Genomic DNA, 23,929 nt, shown 5'->3' with positions numbered 1-23,929 from the left:
CGTATGGTTGCGACGAGCAGTACCCGCGGCCGACTTGGTCATTCCCGAAGCGCGATATGCCCCCGGCGGGGCCATTGATGGGTATATTTCGCATCGCCACGCCCATCCGCAATCAGGAGGGAACCACCGCGATGGTCAGGCCGGCAGAAATCGCGCTCACCGTGACCAAATTGGGCACCCATATCGGCGCGCGCATCGATGGGGTGCGGCTCGGCGGTGATCTCGATGCGGGCGTGGTGGACCGGCTGCACGCGGCGCTGCTGCGCCACAAGGTGATCTTCTTCCGGGATCAGCATCACCTCGACGACGAGCTGCATTTCGCCTTCGCCAAGCGGCTCGGCGCGCCGATCCGGGTGTTCGGCGCCAATGCGATTCCCGACGGCCCACCCGGGGTGTCTCTGGTCGACTCCCACCGGGGCAAGGCAACGCGCTGGCATACCGACCACACGTTCACCCTCAATATCCCGAGGGCCTCGATACTGCGTGCGGTGACCCTGCCCGGCTACGGCGGATCGACCTTGTGGGCATCGACCGCGGCGGCCTACGCGTCGTTACCCGCGCCGCTGAAACACCTCACCGAAAATCTCTGGGCACTGCACAGCAGCAACCGCTATGACCAGCTCGGCTACGTCGAGGGGGTAGGCGCCGTGTTGACTCCGGGCGGCACCCCGACCCCGTACCACGCGCTGGAAGACACCAACATGCTGAGCAACCAGTTGCAGGCCGCGCGCGAAGAGGAAGCCACCTTCCGAGTCGAACATCCGGTGGTGCGGGTGCACCCCGGGACCGGCGAGCGCGCGCTGCTGCTCGGGCAGTGGGCGCGCGGATTCATCGGCCTCGAGAATTACGAGTCGCAAACGCTGTTCGAGTTGCTGCAACGCCGTATCACGTTGCCGGAGAACACTATTCGCTGGGATTGGCAGCCCGGCGACGTGGCGATATGGGACAACTACGCCACCCAGCACCGCGCGGTCGACGACTACGACAACGAGTACCGCCTCATGCACCGTGTCGCGTTGATCGGCGAGGTCCCGGTCGATATTCACGGGCGGCGTAGCCGGCAGCTCAGCGGTGGGACACCCGAATCGATTTCGGACTAGGAAGCGGGGATCTCATGTCAGCGCAGGCGTCCGCGAGCGATCGTGAATTCATTGCCTACGAGCTGCACAGCGGGCACGGCATCGAGTTGGTCCCGGCTTCGCGCGATCGCGGCTGGATGGACTCGACGCGCGAGCGATTCGCCAATCGTTGCCTGCCCCTGCTAATGGCCAACCAGGCCGGCTGGCTTGTCATGAATACTGCGCGCGTGCGGGCGCGGTGGAATGGCGGGGCGGCGCAGGACTCCATCGAATTCGACTACGGTGATTGTGCGCCGACGTTTCGGCCGGCCAGCCACTTCGGGCACGGGATCATTACCTGGAGCCTGCCGTTCCTGTTCCGCACCCCGCCCGGCTTCAATCTGCTGGTCCGGGGTCCGGTCAACTGTCCGAAGCACGGTATCGCGGCTCTGGAAGGACTTGTCGAAACCGACTGGTCGCCTTCAACTTTCACGCTCAACTGGAAGTTCACCCGGCCCCGGGTCTGGGCGACCTTCGAAGAGGACGAGCCGGTCGGCATGCTGGTACCGCAACGGCGGGGCGAGCTCGACGAATTCGTGCCGAAGACGGTGTCGATCGCGGCGGCTCCCGATGAGTTGCGCACCGCCTATCACACCTGGTGGCAGAACCGCCGTGCGTTCAATGCGGATCTGCAGTATCCCGGGTCGTTCGCTCGCCAGGCGGGTTGGCAGAAGGACTACTTGCGGGGCAAGCTCCCCGACGGCTCGGCGGCACCGGATCATGAAACCCGCATGCGGTTACGGCCTTTCACGCGCGTCGAAGAGGAGATCTGCGGATGGCCGATTCCGACCCTGGTAACGCACCGCGACGGAACCCGCTGAGGTTCCGATACTTCTGATGGGCCGCACCGAACTCGCCGACTGGACGCCGATCCGATTGGATTTCTCCGGTCCGGCCCCGGCGGTCTGGTGGGCCGATCTTTCGGGCGAGCGGTTCACCGATCCGTTCTTCGACCAAACCGTCGCCCGCTGGGAATCCGGCCCGACGGCGCGACCGCTGGTACGCACCGGGCTCGACGAGCTCGAGGGTCTCGACGGCGCACCGTCACTCGATCCAGCGGGCATGATCTTTCATCTCTCGCGGTGCGGATCGACCCTGGTGTCGCGGCTGCTCGGAACACAGCCCGGCATCGTCGTGGTGGCCGAGCCGGCGCCGCTGAACTCGCTGCTCGGCCTCGATCCCGCACACGTCGACCCGGCCTCCCTGGTCAAGGCGGTGCGGCTGCTGGTGCGGGCGCTCGGCCGACGCCGACATGGCGACGAACGGCACCTCGTGCTGAAATGCACCAGCTGGAACATCGTCCGTCGGGAGGTGCTTGCCGCGGCGTTCCCTAAAACTCCGTGGATCTGGGTCCAGCGAGATCCGGTTCGCGTCCTGGCCTCGCTTCTCGCCGAACCGCCGGGTTGGCTGGCGCCCCGGGCCGACCTCGTTAAAGCCGCACCGCTATTCGGGATCGATCCGACTTTGGTACCGGGGATGCGGCGTGCCGAATTCGCGTCCCGCGCGCTCGCCGCAATGCTCGAGGCGGCAGCAGACCAACCCGCCGGGCGGCTTGTCGTTGACTATGCCGACCTGCCCGATGCCGTATGGGCGCGTGTGGCACCGCATTTCGGGCTCGAAATTGGTGCGGGCGCGATCGACCGCATGGCCGAACAATCCCGGTTCTACTCGAAGGACCCCACGCCTCGGCCCTTCGCCCGCGGTGCCGTCGAAGAGCGGCCGGTGTCCGAGACGACACGAGAGATTGCCGAGCAATTCGCCGGACCCGGCTATCGCGCACTGGATAGCGTGGAATTGACCCGAGCCACAGTTCCACGAGACGAGGGGTGACGAAATGGCGTTGTTGTGTGCCGACGTCGCTCTGGTGAGCCTCGGGATGTCGTGCCAGGGGGCAATCCAACTGCAGGTGCACCGCGCACTTGTGGCCGAGATGCTCGGGTCCGCGGCCGTCATCAAACGCACGCCGTTCGACTGGCTGATCTGCCCGCCGGCGACCGCTGCGACCATGATCTCAACCGATCGGTACTACCCGGAGCACGTCTCCGAATTGGAATGCCGCCCCGATGCGCCGCCGCGTTGGCCTGCCGTGGGTGACTGTTATTTCTGGCATGAGCCGAAAAACGTTGCATCGTGCCCTGGTTCATTCTCGGCCAAGTTTGCACACATATCGCAGACGCTCAGAGGCGTCTCTGTATTCAAGCGCCGGATCTTCTTCGTAGCCAACACCCAGGACAACCTCGCCGACGAAGTTCAGTCCGTCGCCGCGGTCCCGTACATATTCACCGACCAGGCGATCGACCGCCTCGCCGCGGCCGTATCACAACGCTTTGACGCGGCGCTCTATGTGGTGTCGACACCGATGCGCCACGAACTTACGGCGCCTGCCAACCTTGATCGGTTGCTGCTGATGGATATCACCCGGGGTATCCGCGGCTCCGATTCCGATTGGTCCGCGGTCTTTCGCACGATGCTGCGACGGTCCACGACATGAAACTGGACATTCACCTGCAGACCCATTCCGACATCAGCGTGCACGGTGCGCACCGCTACGTCGATGCGCCCAAAAGTGAGATCCTGTTGCGCTGTGCGCAATCGCTCGTCACGTCGATCAATCACGCCGAGGGCGACATCGTCTTGCGGGTGTTCGATGACCACTCGTCGCGCGAAGTGCTGCCGACGCTGCACCGGATACTCGAAACATGTAGCCATCCGGTCGAATTCATTGCGCTTGACGATCGCGGGTACAACGCCTCCTGTCTGTCCTCATTCTCCAGGGCGCGCGACGAAGGCCGCGAGCTCGTCTATCTCGTCGAAGACGACTACCTGCACACCCCCTCGGCGATCCAGGAGATGCTCGACGTCCACGTGTTGCTGCGGCAGCGACTCGGCGGCGGTGAGGTCGCGCTGCACCCGTATGACGATCCGAAGAATTACTGGAGCCCGATATTCAGCCGGGAGGACTGTCGCGTCGTATACGGCACCAAGAGGCACTGGCGCACCAACACGCACACCACGAATACCTGTTGGGTAGAGATCGAGACGCTGCGGCGAAACTGGGAGCTGTTCGAGCTGCTCGCCCGCCATTCGAGCACGCCCTATGGCCAACAGCACCAAATCTTCGAAGCGTCGACCATCAACAAGATCTGGCGAGAGCAAGTCACCCTGTATACCCCGATACCCTCACTGGCACTTCATCTTCAGTACGAGGAACACAAGGACCCGTACCTCGACTGGAGCCAATGGTGGGCAGCCGCGGCCTATTGATGCGTTAGGGGTCGTGGTCCTCGAACAGGTCGCAATAGCTTCGTTGAGCTGCCGACTTGAATTGCCGGTACACCTTGAAGCGCACCTCTCCGGCCTGCATGCGCGCGAGAAGCTGTTCGAGCCCACCGAACAGGTCGCCGTACTGCTCGTCGAGCACGGCCAGACGTGCGCCGGGCTGGTCGTCACGATTCGTGTGCACGATCCGCAGGGCAAGGACGGACAGCCGGTCGACGATGGTGCCGGGAGTTTCGGTGTGCAGCGGCGCATGTGGGTTCAGTTCGACGAGATCGAGCACGTTCGCGTCGATGTCTTCGATCGCCCCATTGCGCCGGGCATTGACGTCGTCGATGCAGCGTTTCCGGCGCGCGACCTCCTGGTCGTCGGTGCCGGGCCGACGAACGGCGTCTTCGTGATGCCACAGCGCGAAGTTCAGCGCGTGCAGGTGCAGGGCCTTCGCCGCGATGCCGTCGCCCACGGCAGCCTCGGGGGAGTCTTGCGTGTGCCAGCGCATCGCAATGTCGTGGAACCGACGCACGGCGGTGAGCAAGTCCGCGCTCGTTGAGTCGCGCACTGCGCCTTCGCCTAGCTCAGACATGCTCTGCCACAATCTCTTCCAGCGCCTCGAGCACTTCCTCCACGGTGATTTCCGTCATGGTGCTCCGATCGATGTGACGGTGCGGCCCGAATCGGAATCCCCATAGCGCTGGCCGGGTCGGTCCGAATAGGCCGACGCCGGGCACCCGTGCCAGATCGGCGGCGTGCAGCATCGCGGAGTCGACGCCGAGGAAAAGGTCCGCGTTCGCGACCATGCCCATGGCGAGGTCGAGTGGTAGCCCCAGATAGGGAAAGACGCGGTCACGCTCGCGCCCGACGTTCAGTTCCTCGTCGCCCATCCCGACCACCCACACTACAAAATCGCGGTGTCGTGACAAGAAACGGTCCAGCACATCGATGAACCTTGTTGCGGGCCAACGCTTGTCTGTCCAGCCGGCGTCGGCGTGCACCACCATTACCTTGGTACCGGCAGGTACGGCGGCGCGAATGGACCGGGCTTCGTCCCGCACCGATTGCGCGAGAGGCACGGGCTGGGCATAGCTTTCGATGCGCAGCGACGGATCGAACAGCCGGGCCAGCTTGAACGTCAGGTCGGCCGAGTGTGGCAGATCTCGCGGGACGATGATGTCGTAGTCGTCATCGGTGGGGAAGCCGATACTCGTGGTGGGAGCCAGGCGCCGCCACAGGGAGCGGACGAAAATGTTCGACGGGATGTCCCACGGGATGGCGTTGATAAAGACGTCGACGGCGCCGATGTCGGACACCAGTTCGTCGTAGTCGAGGGTCCGGCTTGCCTGCCGCCCTATCGGGGGTCCCCCCGGAGCCGTGCCGGTGATGTCGATGAAGCGCGGGCTGACCGCATGGAAGCAGAGGTCGAAGGCGTCCTTGGGACAGATCAATGTGAGTGGGGCGGTGAACATTTCGGCCAGCGCGCGCAGCGTGGGCAGGGTCAGGATCGAGTCCCCGATCAGGGTGGAGAAATACACCACCGGGGTGCGTGCCCGCAGCAGATTGGCGAGCACGTCAGGCTCAACGCTTGACGTGCGGCCGCCCCGCAGAACTGTAATTTCGTTCACCCGACCAACCTCCAGCGAGAGCTTAGACGGCCGGGCCGTCGCGTCGCACCACAATGTCATGGTCGACCAGCTCTTCCAGCGCGTCCAGGACCGCTTCGACCGTGATGTCGGCCATCGTGCTCGTATCGATGTGACGGTGTGGCGCAAACCTGAACCCCCATTCCTCGGCACGCGTTGCGCCGAAAAGCCCGACGCCGGGCACTCGCGCCAGATCGGCGGCATGCAGCATGCTGGAATCTATCCCGACGAAAAGGTCTGCGGCGGCGACCAAGCCCATAGTGAGGTCGAGTGGCAGTCCGAGGTGCGAAACCACGCGATCGCCGTGCCGGCCGACATTGAGGTCCTCGTTTCCCATCCCGACCACCCAGGCCACAAAGTCGGAGTGACGCGCCAAGAACTGATCCAGCAGATCGATGAATCTGGTGACGGGCCAGCGCTTCTCCATCCAATTGCTGTCCGCATGCACGGCGAGCACTTTGGTCCGGGCTGCAACCGCGGCCCGCATCGATCGGGCCTGCTGCTGCACGGACGCCGGGATGGGCACCGGCTGGGCATAGCTTTCGATGCGCAGCGACGGATCGAACAGCTGGGCCAACCTGAATGTCGAGTCCGCAGAGTGACAATCCCCTTTGGGGATCACGATGTCGTGCCCGGCGGTAAAGCCGATGCTCATCGTCGGCGCCAGGCGTTGCAGGAGGGGGTGAATGATGATGCTGGACAGCGAGCTCCACGGCAGCATGTCGATGAAGACATCGACCGGACCGATTTCCGCCGCCAGCGCATCGTAATCGGGAGGCCGCTGCGGACCTCCCGGCAATGGCGGCGGTCCTATCAGGGGCAGGCCCGTGACGTCGATGAGCCGCGGGCTTACCTCCCGGAAGCACAGGTCGAATGCGACCTTGGGACAGATCAATGTGATTGGTGCACTGAACATTTCGCCCAACGCACGCAGGGTGGGCAGCGTCAGCACGGCGTCGCCGACATTGGTGACGAAACAAAACGCGGGTCTTTGCGCCTGCAGCAGTTCACTTAACGCCATCCGCAGACCTGGTCAGTTGTAACCGAAGCGCTGCGCCAGGGCATCGACCTGGGACCAGGTCGGGTCGTCGGCATCGATGCGGGCCCGGCGCGATGGTGCCCGGCGAAGCGGCGCGAGGTTACCGGCCTTCCACGGCAGCGGGGCGCCACTACGGTAGAACTGGTTGTCGCCGACCGTCTCCGGGGCGTGATGAGCCGATGCGACCGCGTTGTCGGAAAACCTCAGACCCCACGGCTGCAAGGCGGTGTCGAGCGTCTCCCTGGGCTGAGCCGCAAAGGCTTCGTAGCGCAGCGTCACCAACGCTGCGTCGTCAGCCGCCAGCGGATCCAGGGAACCTTCCACCAGCGCGAGGGCGTCGGCAACCGTGTCCTTGATCCAGAAGTCCAAATCGGTGCGCTGGTCCGAATCCCGGTGCAGCAGATACGAGTTCACCACCTCACGCGGATCGCGCAGCACGAACAGGACGACAGCCTCGGGAAAGCATCGCCGCAGGCCCGCCAGCCGCATCGCATACCTCGGGTTCTTCTCGCCCCAGATCGGGCAGGGCCGGGCGATTTCGCTCATGATCGCCCGCAGGGCCTGGGCCGGGTCCGCCGTCTCCTGCAGGCGGCGCCGATAAGCCTGGTAGCGGTCACGCTCGAGCAGGAAGGCCGCCAAAGTTCCCACGACCGGCCCCCCGGACCGATCGACTTCGATCAGATCGATCTCGTCGAAGATCTTGATGTCTTCATGGTCGTTGAGGAACTGGGTGACGATGGTCAACCCGGACCTCGGCGGCCCCACGACAAACAGCTGCACGGCTTGACCGTATCCCCTGAACGGTCGCCCGCCGCAGCGAAAATGTCGGTTCGCCTAATCCTCTCCGGCGATCTTCTGCAGCGAATCGACGATCTTGGACAGCTTTTCGAAGGTCTCCGCCTGGCTCGCCTCGATGCTCGCCGCCGCCTCGGAGGTGGCCTTCGCGAGCGCCTCGTTGATGCGCTCCTGCACTGTTTCGGCGCCCAACCGCAGCAGGCCGTCCTCGATGTGAACCTGCGTCACACACATGTCACCGTTGATGACCACCTCGACGGTCTCCGATTCGTCCTTGGCCGTGAAGGAGCCGGTGCCCCGCTGCTTCAAGGCGCCCTCGAGGACGTCGCCGAACTTCTTGAACTCGTCCATGACCGCAGTGGCCTGCGGGTGCTCTTGTGGTTGCACGTCAGATCTTCCTTCGCGTCGGGGATAGCCGGCCTGCCTGGGCGAGTGCCTCGGCCACGCAGACTCTTAGTGTAAGGCGACCCGCAGTACCCCGAAGACAGTTAAATACCTGTTCATCTGGGCCAACCCGGTGCCCTGAGCTAGGGCGTCAGGAGCCTTCGCGCCTACCGGGCAGCGCGCTCAGATAGCGGCTTTCGTCGGGCTGGGAAACCGGTTGGATCGGCAATTGGCGGTGCCGTGGGGTGCTGATCACGTTGTTGCGCAAGATCACCCGGTCCACCCCGGAATGCCGGCCCAGATACGTTGTCGCGTGCGGCCACGACACCTTCGACTCCGGCCCGACGTTCGCGCCGATCAGATCGGCGAATTCCTGGAAATGCGCTGCGAGCGTCACGGTTCCGCCCGCGGCCGCCGCACGGACGGCGAATTGCATGAATGCCCGGGCATCACCCAGGTTGATGCTCGCGTCGACATCGTCGAACGGCATGTAGACCGGATACTGGCTCGCCGTCTCGCCGACCAGTACGCCCGCCGAGCCGATCGGCAGTTGCCAGTGGCGGCCGGAGACGACGGTCTGGCCTTGCAGCGCGGCACGCTGCCCACCCGATACGCGCGAAAAGCCGCGCGGTCTTTTCGCTTTCTTCGCCGTGGTCAGCAGCACCGTGGAGCGCGGCGCCATCCCCGCGGCGATGCGGACCCGGGTGATGGTGTGATCGGCCGGCGCCGACCACCACACATCCGGGCCGCCCGGCGCGATGTAGGCGGCGGTGAAGTTGTCCTGCCCCTTGATCTTCGACCACTTCTCCCGCACGAAGCTGATCTCGGTCGCGTGGTCGAAATCGTCGAAACTGCGTGCACATTCGGCATCGACGCCGTGGCTGGCCAACCGGTCGGCGATCCGCGTGGTCGACGCCACCAGGTAGCGGGCGATCCCCGCGGCGCCCTCGTCGCGCCGCCGCGCCGACGCCTGAGCGCGCAGCGGGTCGGCGCGCATCACGATCCAGGTCCGCCGGTACGCCGGCGCGGGGTCACGACCGATCACTTCCCGGTACAAATTCAGCACCTCCGCGGACGCCGTCTTGCCCACCCGGAAGCCGGCCGACACCACCTCGGCCTCCAAGTCGGGGCAGTGCACCGCGAGCAGTTGCTCGAGCAACCGCGTGTCGACCACATCGTCGGTGTTCGCCTTCCCGTCGACGACCACCGTCGGCGTGAACGGCCGCGGAATGAGCTCGATGACCGCGACCAGATGCTCGCCTTGCCAGCGCACGGCCACGTGGTCGCCGGGCAGGACGGTGGCACCGACCTCGGCCTCGGAGGGGAGTTCGAGTGACCGGCGATGCCGCAGCAGCCAAGCGAACATCGCCACCACCCAGCCGGTGAGCCGCCGGCCGCGGAAGGTGACCGTCGCGATCACGGCGCCGACCCCCACCAGGGTTGGGCCGGCCCACTCGTAGCGCGTCCCCATGAACAGCAGGATGCACAGCGGAGCCAGCGCGGCCGCCCACATCGCGTGACCGCTGCTGAACCGGAGTCGTAGTGATCGCATGGGCTTCGTCAGTCCCGTTTCAGTGCTCGCCCGACGAGCGCGGCCAGGCCCAGCGCGACGAGCAAACCCATGACCCCCATCGTGACAGCATCGATCGGCCCGTGATCGGGGCCCGGCACCGGCACCGGGGCTTGAATCGCTTTGACCGGATCCACCGTCGTCGGCGGCCCGGTGGGCACGTCCCAGGTGAGCGCCGCGACCGCATCGATGATGCCCGTACCGACGGCATCGTCCACGCCGCCCCCGGGGTGGCGCGCCGTCGCAACGATCCGGTGCATGACCTGCGCCGGCGTCAGGTCGGGGAATTTCTGCCGCACCAGCGCCGCCAGACCGGACACGTACGCCGCCGCGAACGAGGTCCCCGCGATCGGCACCGGGCCCTCCTTGCCCGACAACGCATCCACCGGGTCGCCGCCGGGGCCGAGCGCGATCACGTTGTCGGCGGCGGCGGCCACACTCACCCACGGTCCGTGCATCGAAAATTCGCTCGGTGCCCCGTTTTGCCCGACGCCCCCGACGGTCAGCACCAGTGGCGCGTACCAGGCCGGCGTGACAATCGTCTGAACCACTTGCCAGCCGCGGGGATCGGAGGGAATGGCCGCGTCGGGCGGCGGATTCTGCTGGCAATCCCCGCCGACGTTGCCGGCCGCGACGACGACCACGGCGCCCTTGACGTTGACCGCGTAGTTGAGCGCGCCACCCAAGGTGGTCTCGTCGACCTGCTTTTTCGCCTTGAAGCAGGCCGCCTCGCTGATGTTGATCACTCCGGCACCCAGATTGGCCGCGTGCACCACCGCGCGGGCCAAGCTGCGTACGGAGCCGGCGGCCGGCGTCGCGTTCGGGTCGCTTTGGTCGGGTTGGGAATCCTTCGGCTCGAAGGCCTCCGACGTCTGGCGCACCGAGACCAAACGCGCGTCGGGTGCGACACCGACGAATCCGTCGGTCAGCGAGGGCCGCCCGGCGATGATCGACGCGGTGAGCGTCCCGTGCGAGTCGCAATCGGAGAGCCCGTTGCCGTCCTTGACGACGAAGTCGCCACCAGGCTCGGCCGGAACCCGGGGCGAGGCGTCCACCCCGGTATCGATCACGGCCACCGTGACGCCGGCTCCCGTCGCGAACTTCTGGGCCTGGGTGATCCCGAGGTAGGTATTGGGCCACGGTGCGTCGTGGAAATTGGTGCCCGGCAGTGACAACGGCGCCTTACAGACACGCTTCTGCTCCAGGGGCTGATCGGGACCCGTCACATCGGGTGGAACCGCCGTCGAGTCGATCAACGGTGGCGATACCGCCACGGCGGGAGGTGCACTGACCATGGCTAGCAGCAACGCCACCGTGATCAGCAAGATACGGTGCACCGCCGGACGCTCCATTCGTCAGCCTTGTTTCGCCACCGCACTATCCCGGTCGCGGGCCTGCGTGCATCTTAAGCTTTCCGGCTGCGCCGACAACGGGTTTCCCGCAACGCTGGCACCTGCGCGCCCGAGCGCCTCCGCTCGCGGATCCGGGCTGATCAAAGCACTATCGGCACATGCTTTTCCGCACACGCGTCCCGCACCGCCGCAACGACGTCCTGGGTACGTAGCGTTTGCAGATCCTCGACGGTCACCGACCCTTTGTCGACACGGTGCTGCGCGGCCACCCGCGAGTCGCGCAACCGTTCCGCTCGCTCAACGACATTGCGCGCGAACCGGCCGTTGTGCATGACGTCGATACCGTGCTGGCCATCGGGTGCGCGGTACCCGCGTAATGTTGCGCAGGCGGCGCTCAGCGCCTCGGCGGTGGCGGGTTCGAGAACCGTGGCGCGCGGCTTGCCGTAGCGGACGGCGATTTCCACCAACTCATCGGGTGTGTAGGACTCGAAGCGCAGTTTGCGGTTGAACCGGCCCGCCAGACCCGGGTTCACGGTGAGGAATTCGTCGACTTCCTTTTCGTATCCCGCGCCGATGAAGCAGAAGTCGAACCGGTGCACCTCGAGCGCGACCAGCAGCTGGTTGACCGCCTCCATGCCGATCATGTCCGGCCGACCGTCCTGGTGGCGTTCCACCAGCGAATAGAACTCGTCCATGAACAGGATGCGGCCCAGCGATCGGTTGATCAGCTCGTTGGTCTTCGGCCCCGATGCGCCGATGTGCTCGCCGCAGAAATCCGCCCGCTTGACTTCGACGATCTCCGGATGACGCACGATGCCCAGCCCGGCGTAGATCTTGCCGAGCGCCTCGGCGGTAGTGGTCTTACCGGTGCCGGGCGGTCCGACCAGCAGCATGTGGTTGGTCTGATTGGCCACCGGCAGGCCCGCCGCCAGCCGTAGCGCACGAACCTCGATCTGGTCTTCGAGTTCGGCGACCGCGCGTTTGACGTCGGCCAACCCGACTTGGTTGTCGAGTAACGCGCGGCCCTCCTGCAGCAGTTCGGTGCGCCGCTCCTGGTGCTCCTCCTCCTGTCGCTGTTGCTCCGACAGCTCGGTGGTCACGTCCCATTTGTTGGTGCGCGAACTGATGGCGTCCTCGTCGGTGACGACCAACTGCAGCGCGGGGTCGGCCAGCGCTTGTTTGGCCGGCTCGATCAATGCGCCGTTGATCGTCGCCTTCGACAGCCAGATCTGCGCCTTGGGCTCCTCGCCGAGCTGGCGATGTGCCATCCCGCGCACGTAGGCGAGGTCGGCGGCGATCAACGGGAAGTCGGTGGGATCGACTGCGGTGACCGCGGTTTCGAGGTGCTGACGACGCGTCTCGGTCGGGACGCCGAACCCGGCGCGCAGCTCGACCCGGTCGGTCCATTCCAGCGCGACGCGAGCCTGCCCGAGATGGGCCGCGGCATGTGCCGCCAGCGTGCAGGTGGCCGCGGTGACCGCCGACATGATGATGGCCTGCGGTGGCAAGATGGCCGCGGCCACCGAGATGACATCCGGCCACCGTTGGGTGGCGAACATCAGGTAGGACTCGATGTACTGCTTCCACTGGTGGTTTTCCCAGGTGTCCAGCAACGTCGAATCACCAAGCAGCGCTTCGGCTTTCTCGTATTGGCGATCGTCGATGAGCGCACTCGCCAGCGCCAGGCCGGCATGCGAGGCCTCGGTCACCGAAATCGACAGATACGGCCCGGCTTTGATCGGGGCCGACAGTCGCGCACCGATCCGGTTGGTCTCGCGGTGCAGCCGGCTGCCGTAGTTGTAGAGCTGTTCGACGGTCGACAACGCCTCGTCACCCGCGGCGATCCGGCCCAGCCAGGCGTCGGCCATCGACGGGTCGACTTCGGTTGCCTCCCGAAACCGGGCCGTGGCCGCGGCGGGGTCGCTGTCGAGCAACGCCATCGCCGCGTCAAAATACTTTCGCGCGGCGGCCGGCGTCGTACTGCTGGTCATGGGGTGTCCACCGCTTCGAGATCAGGGGTTCGCAATGCCATCGGTTCCGACGATACGTACCTATTCTCGGCGCGGAATAGCTCGACTTCCACCTCATACAGGTGACCGTCGGCTGCGATCACATCGACCGTCGCCGGACCCGTCTGGGTGATCAACACGTTTGCGGTTCCCCGGTACGGCTCGCCCGGCGCGCCGATCGAGATCAGGGTGCTCGGTCGCGGCGCCGGCGACATGCTGCCGTCGACGACGCTGACCGTGGTGCCCGACACCGGCTTAGGCTGGTCGGTCACGGCGACGTCCGGCATCCGAACACTGGCCCACCGCTGCATGTTTCGAGTGTGCACCGTGATCCGCTCGCCGGCACCGGCCAGGCGGATGATGAACCGCTTGGCCAGCGCGTCCTCTGCGGCGACATGCACCCGGCTGAACTCCCCGGCGTCGTCGAGCGGCAGCAGCATCCGATTCCCGCCGGCGACCTTGCCGAGCAGCACACCCGACGGCCCGATCGGGAGGACGAGCGGACCGTGCAGCACCCCACGACGGATGCCGCGCAAAGGTGGCAGCGGTCCGCACAGACTCGCGGCGACGGCCTGTGCCTGCTCGCCCCGCAAGGTCTTCAGTCGCATGCTCAATGACGCCGACGGTGGCTGGGCGCTGCGTACGGTGACGGTGGCCGTCGCGGTGCCGTCACCGAAAAGCGTGATGTTCTGCACAATCCCGTCGACGCGTGCCGACCATGCTTCGGCCAGCGTCTCCGAGGTGATGTCGCCGGGCCGGTACCAATAGGTGGTCAACCACCCGCTGTCGCCGCGCACCGATCGCCACCGCCGATTCGAGACGTCCAGCGCGGAGCGGCCCAACCGCCGCTCCATCTCGACGATGTCGGTGGCGGTGGCGACCTTGGCGCGGATGCCGCGTTGCCGCAGCGCCGCGCCGATTCGCTGGGCGGCCGCGAGGGTGGCGGTGCCGAGCGAGGTGCGCCCGCGCAGCGCCTCGACATTGCCCAGGGCCGCGATGCGCACGATGAGCCACGTCTCGCGCTGGCCGGCATAGGGCGGTGTGCCGATCAGCGTGTCGTACACCCGCGGATAGTCGCCCGTGCTGCGACGGCGGGCGCCCACGGTGACCACGCTCAGCGAATCCAGGGTGAGGCCCAGGCTCTGGTGCAGCAGCGGCATCAGCTCGGTGACGTCGAAGGAGTTTTCGGTATAGGTCGCGGTCGAACCGGTGAACAGCGTTGGTGCGTGCGCCTTTCCGAGCAGCTGGACCGCGGCCACGGCGACGCCGTCCTGGCAGCGGATGCCGCCGCCGGCACGGTCATTGGCCACCGTGAGCGGCTCCGTCCACGCGATCGGGCGACGGCGCCGAAGCCACAGGATCAACCAGGACCACATCGGCTGGCCGCGCCATCGGATCACGCCGAGCGCGATCCCGATCACCAAACCCGCTGCCGCACCGGGGTATCCGCCGACCGCCCATCCAATCGTGGCGGCGATGAAGATGGCGAAGATGATCGTCAGCTTCGTGGCAGCGGTCATCGCTCGCGCCTCGCTCGAACGATCAGCGCGACGACCGCGATCGTCGCCGCCACCACACCGGCGAAGATCATTGCGACATTGCGGGCGCGGTGATCCGGTAGCGGTGGCGGCGGTGCCGGGTGCAGAACACGACTGGCGGCACCGGGTGAAAGCCGTTCCCCCGCAGGCACATCGAAGGTCAGCGCGGCCACCGGGTCCACCACGCCGTAGCCAACCTGGTTGTCCACACCGCGGGGTGGATTGTGCGCGGTCTGCAGAATCCTGTTGATGATCTGGTGTGCGGACAGTCCCGGATATTTGGCCCGCACCAACGCCGCCACCCCGCTGACATACGCCGCGGAAAAGCTGGTGCCCCAGAACGGCATGTTCTTCTCGCCCGGCCGGATCGGCGGGTAGGCGTTCACGGGTCCCCCGGTTTCCGGCGACAGACCCATGATCCCGACGCCCGGTGCCGCCGCGGCCACCCAGGGTCCGGCCAGGCTCTTGTTGATCGGTGCGCCGGTGTTGTCGACCGCACCCACCGACAACACGTAGTCGGAGAACCAGGACGGCGACGATACCGTCTTGACCTGGTGCCAGTCGCGCGGATCGGACGCGTTGAGCGGGTCGAAGGTCGGGTTTTGGGCGCAGCCTTCTTCGTTGTCATTGCCGGCCGCGGCGACGATGACCGCATCTTTGACCGTGGCCGCGTACCAGACCGCGGCGCCCATGGCGGTCTGATCCAGCGGGTCGGCGGCCGAAACACAGGCGGTGACACTGATATTGATCACCTTCGCGCCCATGTTGGCCGCGTGCACAATCGCGCTGGCCAGTGTCGCGATGGTGCCGGCCTTCTTGCGTCCCTCGAAGTCGCCGCCGCCGGGGTTCACCGGCTCGAAGGCACGCGAGGACTGGCGGATGGAGATGACGGTCGCGTGCGGCGCGATGCCCGCGACTCCATCGGGTGCGCCCGGGGGCGGTGGTGGCACCTCGGGATCGTCGGGCTGTCCGGGCGCGGGGTCCCCCGGCCCGTTCGATGGCGCGTCGGGTGGGGGCGGTGGCGGCGGCGGTGCCACCGTTTGGGTGATCGTCACCGGCGAGGGCGGTGGCGGAGGTGCGGGCGGCGGCGGTGGCCCGCCGGGTGGCGGTGCTGCCGCATCGGTTGCCGGCGGGCCCGCCGGTGGCGGGAAGGCGGGGGCGCTCGGCATCGGGGCCGGCATCGGAATGCCTTGCGGCGCAGCGCCAATCAAGGACGCCACGACGGTGCCGTGCGCGTCGCAGTCGCTCAGACCGTCACCGCCCATGATGTAGTCGCCACCGGCCACCACCGGCAGTCGGCGACTCGGGTTGATGCCGGTGTCGATGACCGCGACGGGCACCCCGTTGCCGGTCGAATACTGCCAGGCCTTGCTGACGTTGAGCATCGTGAAGCCGGGCGCGGGCAGGACCACGTTCGGATCGGCGACGGTAATCGTCCGTGCACAGGTGAAGGCTTGGCGCATCGGCTGATCGGACGCCGGCTTGCCGTCGGCCGGTACCCGGCCTGGATCAACTACTGGCGGTGGAATCGCTTGGGCCGCAGGTAGTCCCGCTATCAAGATAACCAGCAGGCACGTCAGCGCCGTGGCGGCGACCCGCTGGGTCAGTGCGCGAGCGGTGGGCGCCATCCGGGTCATCGCATGCGCACCCAGGTGAACAATCCGCCGATCCATGCGGCCAGCGGCAGGGCCGCGATGATCGCTGCGATCTCCACCCATTCGGCGGTCATCCGCACCAGCGGGGTGAACCGGGTGATCGGCACGAGTAGGGCGGACAGCAGGCCGGCGCCGCCGAAGACGGCCAGAACCAGGGCACCCCATAACAACCCGTAGCCCGACGAAGTCGGCTCGTGCAGAACGAATTTCGCGACGCCGACGCACAACGCCGCGGCCGCACCGCAGACCAGCGCGATCGCCTGTCGTTTGTCGGCGAAAGCCCGCCCCCGGCTGATGAAGATCACCACGAACAGGCCGGCCAAAACGGCGGCCGGCAGGCTGCGGTCATGACCCGGCATCAGGGTGGCCCACACCGCGACGGGCAGGGTCAACCCCGCTCCCACGCAGATTCCGGTCAGCACGTTGTTGGCATGGACCGCCGCGAGCGCGATCTGGGCACCGCGCGGCGTGGTGTCGGAATTGGCTTCGTCGTCGGCGCCTTCCTCGACGGGCGACACCGCGTCAGCGGGTAGGCCGGCGCTGCGCCGGAACAGATCGCGCCCGGTGATCGAGCCGAAATAGGGCGGCCGGATCCGCGCGACCCACAGCGCGATCGTCGGGGCCATGGTCAGCAGCAGGAGCAGGGCGACAAGCGCGCACATGCCCAGCCATTGCGCGGGCACGGGCCACCACATCCGGGCCGCGGCGGCCGCGCCGCCGAGCCCCAGTACGGTCACCACGGTCGCCGCCACATTCGCGTGACGCCCTGTCGCAGAAGCGATTCCACAGGTCAGCATCGCGCCCGCCAGAGCGGCGATAAATGCGTGCGCGGCCCCGACGGGCCCCGGCGCGCCGGACGCCAGGCTGGCCGTGAGCAATGGCAACGCGATCCAGCCGAGCCCGTCGACCATGTCGGTGCGGCCCGGCCACCATCGCCATACCGTGGTCGCGCCACCGGCGATCAGCAGACCGGCCGCCCCGGTCACGATGGTGGGCATCAGCGAGTCGGTGGAAACGCGTTGGCGCACAGCCAGTCCCAACAGGGTCAGGGAGACCATCGCCAGGATCACCAACGCGGTGTGCGCGGCGGTCTTGAGCGTGACCGGCTCGAACAGGGCCTTGCCGACCCGGGCCAAACCCGTCGACAACGACTCATACTGCGGCTCGAACGATTCGCCCGCTACCGCGGGGACCAAGGTGAGGGTGGCACCGTCTTCTACGCCGAGTTCGTCAAGCGTCTTGGTGACGTCCAGCCGTACCCCGTTGGCCTTGTGAAGTTCGTAGCCGATGCCGGACTCGAGGCCGATGAAACCCCGGCGTTTGAGTTCCTCGTTGACCAGCTCCACGACGTTGTCGATGAAGGCCTCGATCGGCACCGACGCCGGATAGACCTGCGAAACCAGATGTTCTCCACATACGACGGCGACCGCACAACGGGCTGGAAACGAGACCTTACCCACGTACGGGGTCATTTAACGCGGCCTGTCGGCATCTGGAATGTATTTGTCGGCCAATGCCGCGGTGATTTCGAATATGCGCAGGCGGGTTTTCTTCTTCAGTTCATGCCGGGTGTCAATGATCCCACCTTTTGCGAGGAATGGGTCGTACGGCATGAATTCGACCGTTGCGCCCGATTGAGCGAAACGCTCGGTGAGATAAGTGCGCGCCTCCGCGTCGTATTTGTCGCGACTGTCATTGAGGATGACCATGCTGCGCGACACCAGCTCGTGGTAACCCATCGAGCGCAGCAGGTCGATCGCACGGGTCACCGGCAACGAGGTGTCGGCGGTGAGACCGGACACGAACACCAGGGTGTCGCACGCGTCGAGCACCGCTTTCATCACGGGGTGCTCGAGGTCGTCGGAGGTGTCCACCACGATCACGGTGTGGGTGCGGCGCAGCCGCGACAGCACTCCGGAGAACATCGAGGCCACTAACGGCCGCGGCTGATCGGACGCGCGGTTGCCGGCCAGCACGTCGAGCCCAAGACTGTTCTGCCCCAAGTGTTCTCGGATATCGGCGTAGCCCTGCACGTCGGTGTCGTTGAGGACCGCCGCGTAGTCGCCCGGCGGAGATTCATCGATCCGCCCCGCCAGCGTGCCAAAGCCGGGGGCCGCGTCGATCGCGACGACATTTTCGGGCCGGCATTCGCGGAACACCGCACCGATGCAGGCGGTCATCGTGGTCTTACCGACGCCACCCTTTCCCGAGACGACCCCCACCACGTACTGCTTGCGGATGTGACGACGGATGCGCTCCTGCAGCTCGCGATAGTGTCTTTCGGACGGCGATTCGCCGAAGTTGATGACATGGCCCGACACCTGATACAGGAATTTACGCCAGCCTCCACCGGGCGGAATTTTGCGCGGGGCGACCATATCGGAAATGCGTAATGTTCCGGACACCGAATCTTGATTTTGGTACTGCGGGGCGGGCGCTTCTCGCCGCGTCGGTCCGCCCTGTTCCGGTGAATTGGATGAGCCCGTCCACGGATTCGTCACGATGCCGATGCTATCATTTTCGCACTGCCTTTCGACTACACGACTTTTCGGTACGAATGCCATTCTTCGTTGGCCGGAAGCCGCCGCACCATATGGTTGATCGCGGTACCGATGTTGTTCTTGGTCCCCGGCGCGATGATCATCCAGTTCTTGCCCCCGGACGAAACCTGTTCGGCGACGACACGTCCTTCCGTCGTATCGATGATCGTCACTGCGCCCGGTTCGAAGTGGGTCCGGGTCGCCAGGCCGGTTTCCACCCCGGACTGCAGGGCGACGATCGAGGCCTGGGCCGAGCGGCTGGGATCGGTGGCCAGTTTCAGCATGTGCACCTGATCGGCATCGAGGCCTTGACTGCCCAGGAACTCGTGCAGCGATCGCTCGTCGGTGGCGGTGGCGCGCATCGCATCCGCGTCCAGCGTGACCGGACGCAGCGGCGCAGGATCATTTGCGCCGCATAGTCTTTCGATTTGTGTGTTGAGCGCCGCGCTGGCGGTGCCCTCGTTGTTCGCGATGCCCGCCCCGCTGATCCGGACCAGGTCTCCGGATCGCTCGATGGCGACCCACCAGTGTGCGAACCTGGCGAGCAATGCGCGCGCCGGTTCGCCGTCGTCGGCCAGGCGGAAGTGCACCAGCAATCCGATGTCGCGGCGCGACAGCACGGTCAGCCATTCGACGATCGCACCGTCGACGGAGTCGGTTTCGTCGATCGCCCCGGCGGCGCGCAGCTCCGCGGTCACCGGGTGTGCCAGCGCCTGGTGTTTGGGCTCGACGCGGGGCAGATGCGGTCGCAGCCCCATCTCGGGAGCCAGGACCTCGATGCCGGTGAGTACTTGTAGGACCCAGAGGCCGTCTAGAGAGGTGGTCAGCACGGTCTTCCCTTAGAGCCAAGTGCGGGGCGCACGCTTACGTGCGCCCCGCCAAGCCGGGACTACGCCTGGTTGAAGAAACCGGCCGTCAAACTGTCAGCGTTTATGGCGGCCTCGTGCACATTGCCCACCGTGTGCCCGTGCAGGCTGACGGTTTGAATCATGTCCTGCAACCCGTGCAGCATCTGCTGTTGCGCGTCGAAGAACGACGTGGCGCCCTGGCCCTGGAAGAACTCGGCCAGCGACTGGGTGATGTGCAGCACGTCGTCGTGAATTTCCATCAATTGCGCGGCTTGGGTTGCGATGTCACCGGTGAGGCCGCTGACGACGGCGTGGTTGTAGGTGATCTGGTCTGACATTTTTGTTATTCCTTACGGTAGTTAGGCTTTTGGGGTTGCCGACTTAGGTGGACTGGACTCCGCCGAACACACCATTGAGGTTGTGGGCCGAATCGGCTTCGTGGTGTTCCATCAGCGTGGCCGTCTTGCCGAGGCCGTGCGCCAACCGGTTGCCGCCGGTCATGATCTGCTGCAGATCGTGCTGGATTTGGCCGGCGGTGTTCAGCGACGTCGTCCCGGCCTGGCCGGTCCACCCGGCGGCGCTGACGACGTTCTCGTGGCCGCTCAGGTATTGATTGGCAATGGCGGCTGCCTCTTGCAGTCGCGACTCGATCTTCTGCTGTGAAGCGCGCAGCAGTTCCGGTGTGACAACGGTTGAACTCGGCATTTTTTTCTCCCTCGATTTCCTCGGCCTCCCCGACCGGATATGGATAAGAGTGTAGACAGGGATCGGGGTCTGTCACTTCAGATGGTTTGCCTGCTGCACAGGCGTTGATTTACCCATTCGCGAAAGCCGTAAAACACCATGTCAAAGGCGGGCCGCGCCGTCTGCCGACCCGTCACCGTCGGTATCGGATAACCGGACATCCCACCGTCCGTCGCCGTCGGTATCCACATAACCGGTCACGCCGGTCTCGCCGGTGCACAGCACCCGGTCGGCCACCCCATTGCCGTCGACGTCCAGCAGCCGATCGTCCGGGCGCCCGAGCCCGTCGAAGTCGACCAGCGGCCCGCCGGTGTGTTCCACGCCGTCGAGCCCGTACCAGCGCAATCCCCCGGCCCGGTCCATCGCCACCGCCCAGGTTCCCGATCCGTCATCGGTGAAGTACGCCTCGGGCGTGCCGTCATTGTCGAGGTCGAGCACCGCGTGATCGACCAATCCATCGCCGTCGAGGTCCGCCAACGCGTCGTCGCGCATGCCGTCATGGTCGAAGTCCAGTGCGATTGATTCGAGGCGGCCGTCGTGATCGAGGTCGAGGTCGGGTTGGCCGTGCCACATCGCCGCGCCGTTATCGCCTGCCAGGCAGTAGTCCATGACCGTTCCGACGCGCGTCGACCGTGGGTGGTTCCGAGACTGGGTCAGCTCCCTGGGTTGCGAAACCAGACCGGTGGGTCTTTGGTCAGGTCGACGTGGCTGTCCTGCACGGTGACGGTGTCCCGGAAAATCGTCGGTTTGCCGTACTGAATCACCTGCGCCCGGTAGTTGAAGACTCCCGAGACATGAACCGTCATGGCATTGGGGTCCAAGTCGTAGGTCATGCCTTGCGTGTTCTCAAGGTCCTGGAGTGTCTCGCTGTCCGGCTCGACTCCAGGAGGCGGGGCAGGTTGGGGCTTGCAGCCATCTTTGGGACAGCACTCCGGCGGCTTGGGGCCGCTTTTGAAACAGATGCGGAGCTGGGCATCCACGGCGGCCATGGCAGCCTGGCGCCCGGCATCATTGAGTGCGACGGTCGGGTGGATGACCGGCCGGTTGGCCGCCGGTGCGGTGAGCGCCTCGAGCAGTACTCGTTCCGGCGGTGCGGTGATATCGATGTACCGATTGGTCGATCCGACCTGAACGACGCCCGGAAATACCGTGATGGGATTGGAGCCGTTCGTGCCCACGCCATACACGGCAACGGTTTTCATCGCTTCGACCGCATCGGGTGGACTCTCCACAGCTAGCGCGGCGGTGGTGGTATCGAGCTTCCACTGACCATCTTTCTTATGCGCCCAGATCACGACCTGGGTGGGCGTGACGCCGAATTTCGCGGCCAGGACCAACCGCTGGGCGTCGGATGGAGCGCCCGGGTCCGGGGCCGGATCGGTGGTGACCTTGATGTCGGCGATTGGGGTGGTGGCCAGTTGTGCGCGCAGCACCTTGTCCGTCAACAACTGCGGTGTGGCCGGCTGATCTCCTGCCAGCGACTGTGCAGTGCGGGCATCGCCGACCGCCAGCGCCTCCAGGTAGTGCTGCCCGGCCAACCGGGCGGCTTCGCGGTCCTGATCGGCGCGTTTCGTGGCGTCGCCCGCGATGATCCTGCTGGCCGCGAAGATCCCCACTCCTGCTACCACGGCCAGCACGGCCAGCACCGAAAGGACTAGCGTCACAGTGCGTTTCCGGCGCCGCGGCGGCGCGGGTCCGGCATTGAACGGCGGGCCCCACGAAGGCTGCGGTGGCATGGGTGGGGCCGGATAGCCGCCCAGGGTGGGCGGCGGGTACTGAGGGCGCGGTGGCGAGATCGGACGGGTGACCTCGGTCGCTGCCGCGTCGACGGGCGCGGTCTTTTCCGATGCCGGCACCGGGCTCGGCGGGGTGGGCGCCGCGGCGTGGCCGGGCGGCAGGTGTGCGGCCAGGGCGGCGGCGAAATCGCCGCAACGGTCGAACCGCTCGGCGGGGCTTTTCGCCAGTGCCCGTGCGAAAACCCCGTTGGCGCTGGCCAAATCGGGACGCAACCCACCGAGTAGCGGCGCGGGCAGCGTCAGGTGAGCGTTGATCACCGCCACCGGATTGACGTGCGGAAACAATTTGGCGCCGGTGAGCAGGTAGTAAGCGGTGGCGGCGAGCGCATACTGGTCGGCGCGACCATCCAGGGCCTGACCCGACAGTTGCTCGGGAGCGCAATACGGCACGGTCCCCACCGTCATATTGGTCACCGTCAGACCCGTGGTGTCGTCGACGGGACGAGCGATACCGAAGTCACACAACAGAATTCGCGGCGGGCTGCTGTCGTCCGGCCGGCTGATCATGATGTTGCCCGGCTTGATATCGCGGTGCAGCAGACCGCGGTGATGCGCATGGTCCAACGCCGCGCCGACCGCAGTCACGATCGCCAGCACTTCCTCGGCCGGCATCCGACCCGGGTATTGCTGGTCCATCAGCGCCTCGAGGTCGGCCCCGTCGACGTAGTCCATGGCGATCCACAGCCGGCCCTCGAACTCGCCGCGGTCCTGCACGCCCACGATATGGGGGTGCCACAGCCCGGCCGCGAGTTCGGCCTCACGGTTAAACCGTTGCTGGTAGCCAGGATCCGCCGACACCTCGGCGCCCAACACCTTTAACGCTTCAAAACGCGGCAATCGCGGGTGGCGCACCAGATACACCTCACCCATACCGCCGGCCCCCAGCAGCCGTACCACGGTATAGCCCGCGAATTGTGCCCCCTCACTTAACGGCATGCGCTGCATCCTAGGCGCGCCGAGCGACGGACGACCGGTGTTTATCCATGCTTTTCCGTGCGCACATATACCGGGGGTTCCTTAGTTAGGTCGACGATGCCGAGGGGTTTCTCCGTCACCGTGTAGTCGGGTACGCCGGCCGCGTGTCCCTGGTAGACGATGGTGCCGCCGATCGCGACCACCATCCTGCTGGCGTCGAAGTTGAAGGTGGCCTTGCTGAAATCGCCGGGGCCATCCGTGGCGATCGTAGGGTTGTCGGGGCTCAAGCGCGCGCAATCGGCGGTCGGTTCGACGCCGTGGTAGCAGTTGTGGGTCCACGTGTCGAACGCCGCCTTGGCGGCCTGGTTCCCCGCATCGTTGAGCGTGGCCACCGGCTTGATGGTCGGACGGTCGGTGGCGCCGCCGAGTGCGTCGAGCAGCACCGGTGGGGTCTGTGCCGCGATGTCGACGTAGCGGTTGCTCGACGACACCGACAGGCCGCCGGGGAAGACCGCGACCGGTGACGCACCGTCGGTCGGAACACCCCACAGCGCAACGGCTTTCAGCGACGCGTCAGTGCTTCCCGTCGTTCCGATATCGACGGCTACGGTCGCATTGTCGAGCTTCCATTCGTCGCCCTTGCGGTGCACGGCGATGCGGGCCTGTGACAGCGTCGGGCCGAATCGGGCGGACAGCATCAGGTGCTGCACCTG

Annotated in this window: 22 protein-coding genes; 5 read left to right on the top strand and 17 right to left on the bottom strand. The window is 66.1% G+C overall.

Features of this window, described 5'->3' with window-relative positions; all coding sequences use genetic code 11:
* Positions 1 to 131: 131 nt before the first annotated feature.
* The 5 genes from SKC41_RS07810 (at position 132) to SKC41_RS07790 (ending at position 4,382) form a co-directional block, all read left to right on the top strand.
* Positions 132 to 1,100 (top strand): TauD/TfdA dioxygenase family protein, encoded by a 969-nt coding sequence (locus tag SKC41_RS07810; protein ID WP_330978792.1) that lies wholly within the window; start codon positions 132 to 134, stop codon positions 1,098 to 1,100.
* Between the two features lie 14 nt (positions 1,101 to 1,114).
* Positions 1,115 to 1,939, top strand: a complete 825-nt coding sequence (locus SKC41_RS07805; protein WP_330977102.1) for a DUF6065 family protein — start codon at positions 1,115 to 1,117, stop codon at positions 1,937 to 1,939.
* 16 nt (positions 1,940 to 1,955) lie between these two features.
* Positions 1,956 to 2,948, top strand: a complete 993-nt coding sequence (locus tag SKC41_RS07800; protein ID WP_330977101.1) for a hypothetical protein — start codon at positions 1,956 to 1,958, stop codon at positions 2,946 to 2,948.
* A gap of 91 nt (positions 2,949 to 3,039) precedes the next feature.
* A complete protein-coding gene (locus SKC41_RS07795; RefSeq protein ID WP_330977100.1) occupies positions 3,040 to 3,609 on the top strand; it encodes a hypothetical protein in 570 nt (189 codons plus the stop codon).
* Entirely contained in the window at positions 3,606 to 4,382 is a 777-nt protein-coding gene (locus tag SKC41_RS07790; RefSeq protein ID WP_330977099.1) for a hypothetical protein, read from the top strand. Before SKC41_RS07795 ends, SKC41_RS07790 begins: the two co-directional genes overlap by 4 nt.
* 4 nt (positions 4,383 to 4,386) lie before the next feature.
* Here SKC41_RS07790 and SKC41_RS07785 read toward each other — a convergent pair whose 3' ends face one another.
* The 17 genes from SKC41_RS07785 to SKC41_RS07705 all read right to left on the bottom strand — a co-directional run bounded on the left by SKC41_RS07785 (position 4,387) and on the right by SKC41_RS07705 (position 23,237).
* Entirely contained in the window at positions 4,387 to 4,977 is a 591-nt protein-coding gene (locus SKC41_RS07785; protein WP_330977098.1) for a DUF4254 domain-containing protein, read from the bottom strand.
* The gene (locus SKC41_RS07780; RefSeq protein ID WP_330977097.1) at positions 4,970 to 6,013 is read right to left on the bottom strand and encodes a glycosyltransferase family 9 protein; all 1,044 of its coding nucleotides are present in this window, start codon (positions 6,011 to 6,013) and stop codon (positions 4,970 to 4,972) included. The genes SKC41_RS07785 and SKC41_RS07780 overlap by 8 nt, the downstream gene beginning before the upstream one ends.
* Before the next feature lie 22 nt (positions 6,014 to 6,035).
* Entirely contained in the window at positions 6,036 to 7,052 is a 1,017-nt protein-coding gene (locus SKC41_RS07775) for a glycosyltransferase family 9 protein (protein ID WP_330977096.1), read from the bottom strand.
* Between the two features lie 12 nt (positions 7,053 to 7,064).
* On the bottom strand, positions 7,065 to 7,850 hold the full coding sequence (locus tag SKC41_RS07770; RefSeq protein ID WP_330977095.1) for a sulfotransferase family protein: 786 nt from the start codon (positions 7,848 to 7,850) through the stop codon (positions 7,065 to 7,067).
* A gap of 54 nt (positions 7,851 to 7,904) precedes the next feature.
* The gene (locus SKC41_RS07765; RefSeq protein ID WP_330977094.1) at positions 7,905 to 8,252 is read right to left on the bottom strand and encodes a YbaB/EbfC family nucleoid-associated protein; all 348 of its coding nucleotides are present in this window, start codon (positions 8,250 to 8,252) and stop codon (positions 7,905 to 7,907) included.
* A gap of 148 nt (positions 8,253 to 8,400) precedes the next feature.
* On the bottom strand, positions 8,401 to 9,801 hold the full coding sequence (gene eccE, locus SKC41_RS07760; protein WP_330977093.1) for a type VII secretion protein EccE: 1,401 nt from the start codon (positions 9,799 to 9,801) through the stop codon (positions 8,401 to 8,403).
* 8 nt (positions 9,802 to 9,809) lie between these two features.
* Complete coding sequence (gene mycP, locus SKC41_RS07755; protein ID WP_330978791.1) at positions 9,810 to 11,156, bottom strand: type VII secretion-associated serine protease mycosin; 1,347 nt, start codon at positions 11,154 to 11,156, stop codon at positions 9,810 to 9,812.
* A gap of 155 nt (positions 11,157 to 11,311) precedes the next feature.
* Entirely contained in the window at positions 11,312 to 13,162 is a 1,851-nt protein-coding gene (gene eccA, locus SKC41_RS07750) for a type VII secretion AAA-ATPase EccA (RefSeq protein WP_330977092.1), read from the bottom strand.
* Positions 13,159 to 14,700, bottom strand: coding sequence for a type VII secretion protein EccE (gene eccE, locus SKC41_RS07745; RefSeq protein WP_330977091.1), 1,542 nt, complete (start codon positions 14,698 to 14,700; stop codon positions 13,159 to 13,161). The genes eccA and eccE (SKC41_RS07745) overlap by 4 nt, the downstream gene beginning before the upstream one ends.
* Positions 14,697 to 16,346 (bottom strand): type VII secretion-associated serine protease mycosin, encoded by a 1,650-nt coding sequence (mycP, locus tag SKC41_RS07740; RefSeq protein ID WP_330978790.1) that lies wholly within the window; start codon positions 16,344 to 16,346, stop codon positions 14,697 to 14,699. Before mycP (SKC41_RS07740) ends, eccE (SKC41_RS07745) begins: the two co-directional genes overlap by 4 nt.
* Positions 16,347 to 16,351: 5 nt before the next feature.
* Positions 16,352 to 17,845 (bottom strand): type VII secretion integral membrane protein EccD, encoded by a 1,494-nt coding sequence (gene eccD, locus SKC41_RS07735; RefSeq protein WP_330977090.1) that lies wholly within the window; start codon positions 17,843 to 17,845, stop codon positions 16,352 to 16,354.
* Complete coding sequence (locus SKC41_RS07730; protein ID WP_330977089.1) at positions 17,846 to 18,874, bottom strand: MinD/ParA family ATP-binding protein; 1,029 nt, start codon at positions 18,872 to 18,874, stop codon at positions 17,846 to 17,848. It abuts the gene before it with no gap.
* Positions 18,875 to 18,909: 35 nt separating this feature from the next.
* Entirely contained in the window at positions 18,910 to 19,743 is an 834-nt protein-coding gene (locus SKC41_RS07725; RefSeq protein ID WP_330977088.1) for an ESX secretion-associated protein EspG, read from the bottom strand.
* A gap of 59 nt (positions 19,744 to 19,802) precedes the next feature.
* Positions 19,803 to 20,099, bottom strand: a complete 297-nt coding sequence (locus SKC41_RS07720) for a WXG100 family type VII secretion target (protein WP_330977087.1) — start codon at positions 20,097 to 20,099, stop codon at positions 19,803 to 19,805.
* Positions 20,100 to 20,142: 43 nt separating this feature from the next.
* On the bottom strand, positions 20,143 to 20,466 hold the full coding sequence (locus SKC41_RS07715; protein ID WP_330977086.1) for a WXG100 family type VII secretion target: 324 nt from the start codon (positions 20,464 to 20,466) through the stop codon (positions 20,143 to 20,145).
* A 141-nt stretch (positions 20,467 to 20,607) separates the two neighbouring features.
* A complete protein-coding gene (locus tag SKC41_RS07710; RefSeq protein ID WP_330977085.1) occupies positions 20,608 to 21,114 on the bottom strand; it encodes a pullulanase in 507 nt (168 codons plus the stop codon).
* 44 nt (positions 21,115 to 21,158) lie between these two features.
* Positions 21,159 to 23,237 (bottom strand): serine/threonine-protein kinase, encoded by a 2,079-nt coding sequence (locus SKC41_RS07705; RefSeq protein WP_330977084.1) that lies wholly within the window; start codon positions 23,235 to 23,237, stop codon positions 21,159 to 21,161.
* Positions 23,238 to 23,929 lie beyond the last annotated feature (692 nt).

The sequence above is a fragment of the Mycobacterium sp. 050128 genome (genome assembly GCF_036409155.1).
Lineage (GTDB): Bacteria > Actinomycetota > Actinomycetes > Mycobacteriales > Mycobacteriaceae > Mycobacterium.
This window is presented reverse-complemented; position numbering and strand designations above follow the sequence as displayed.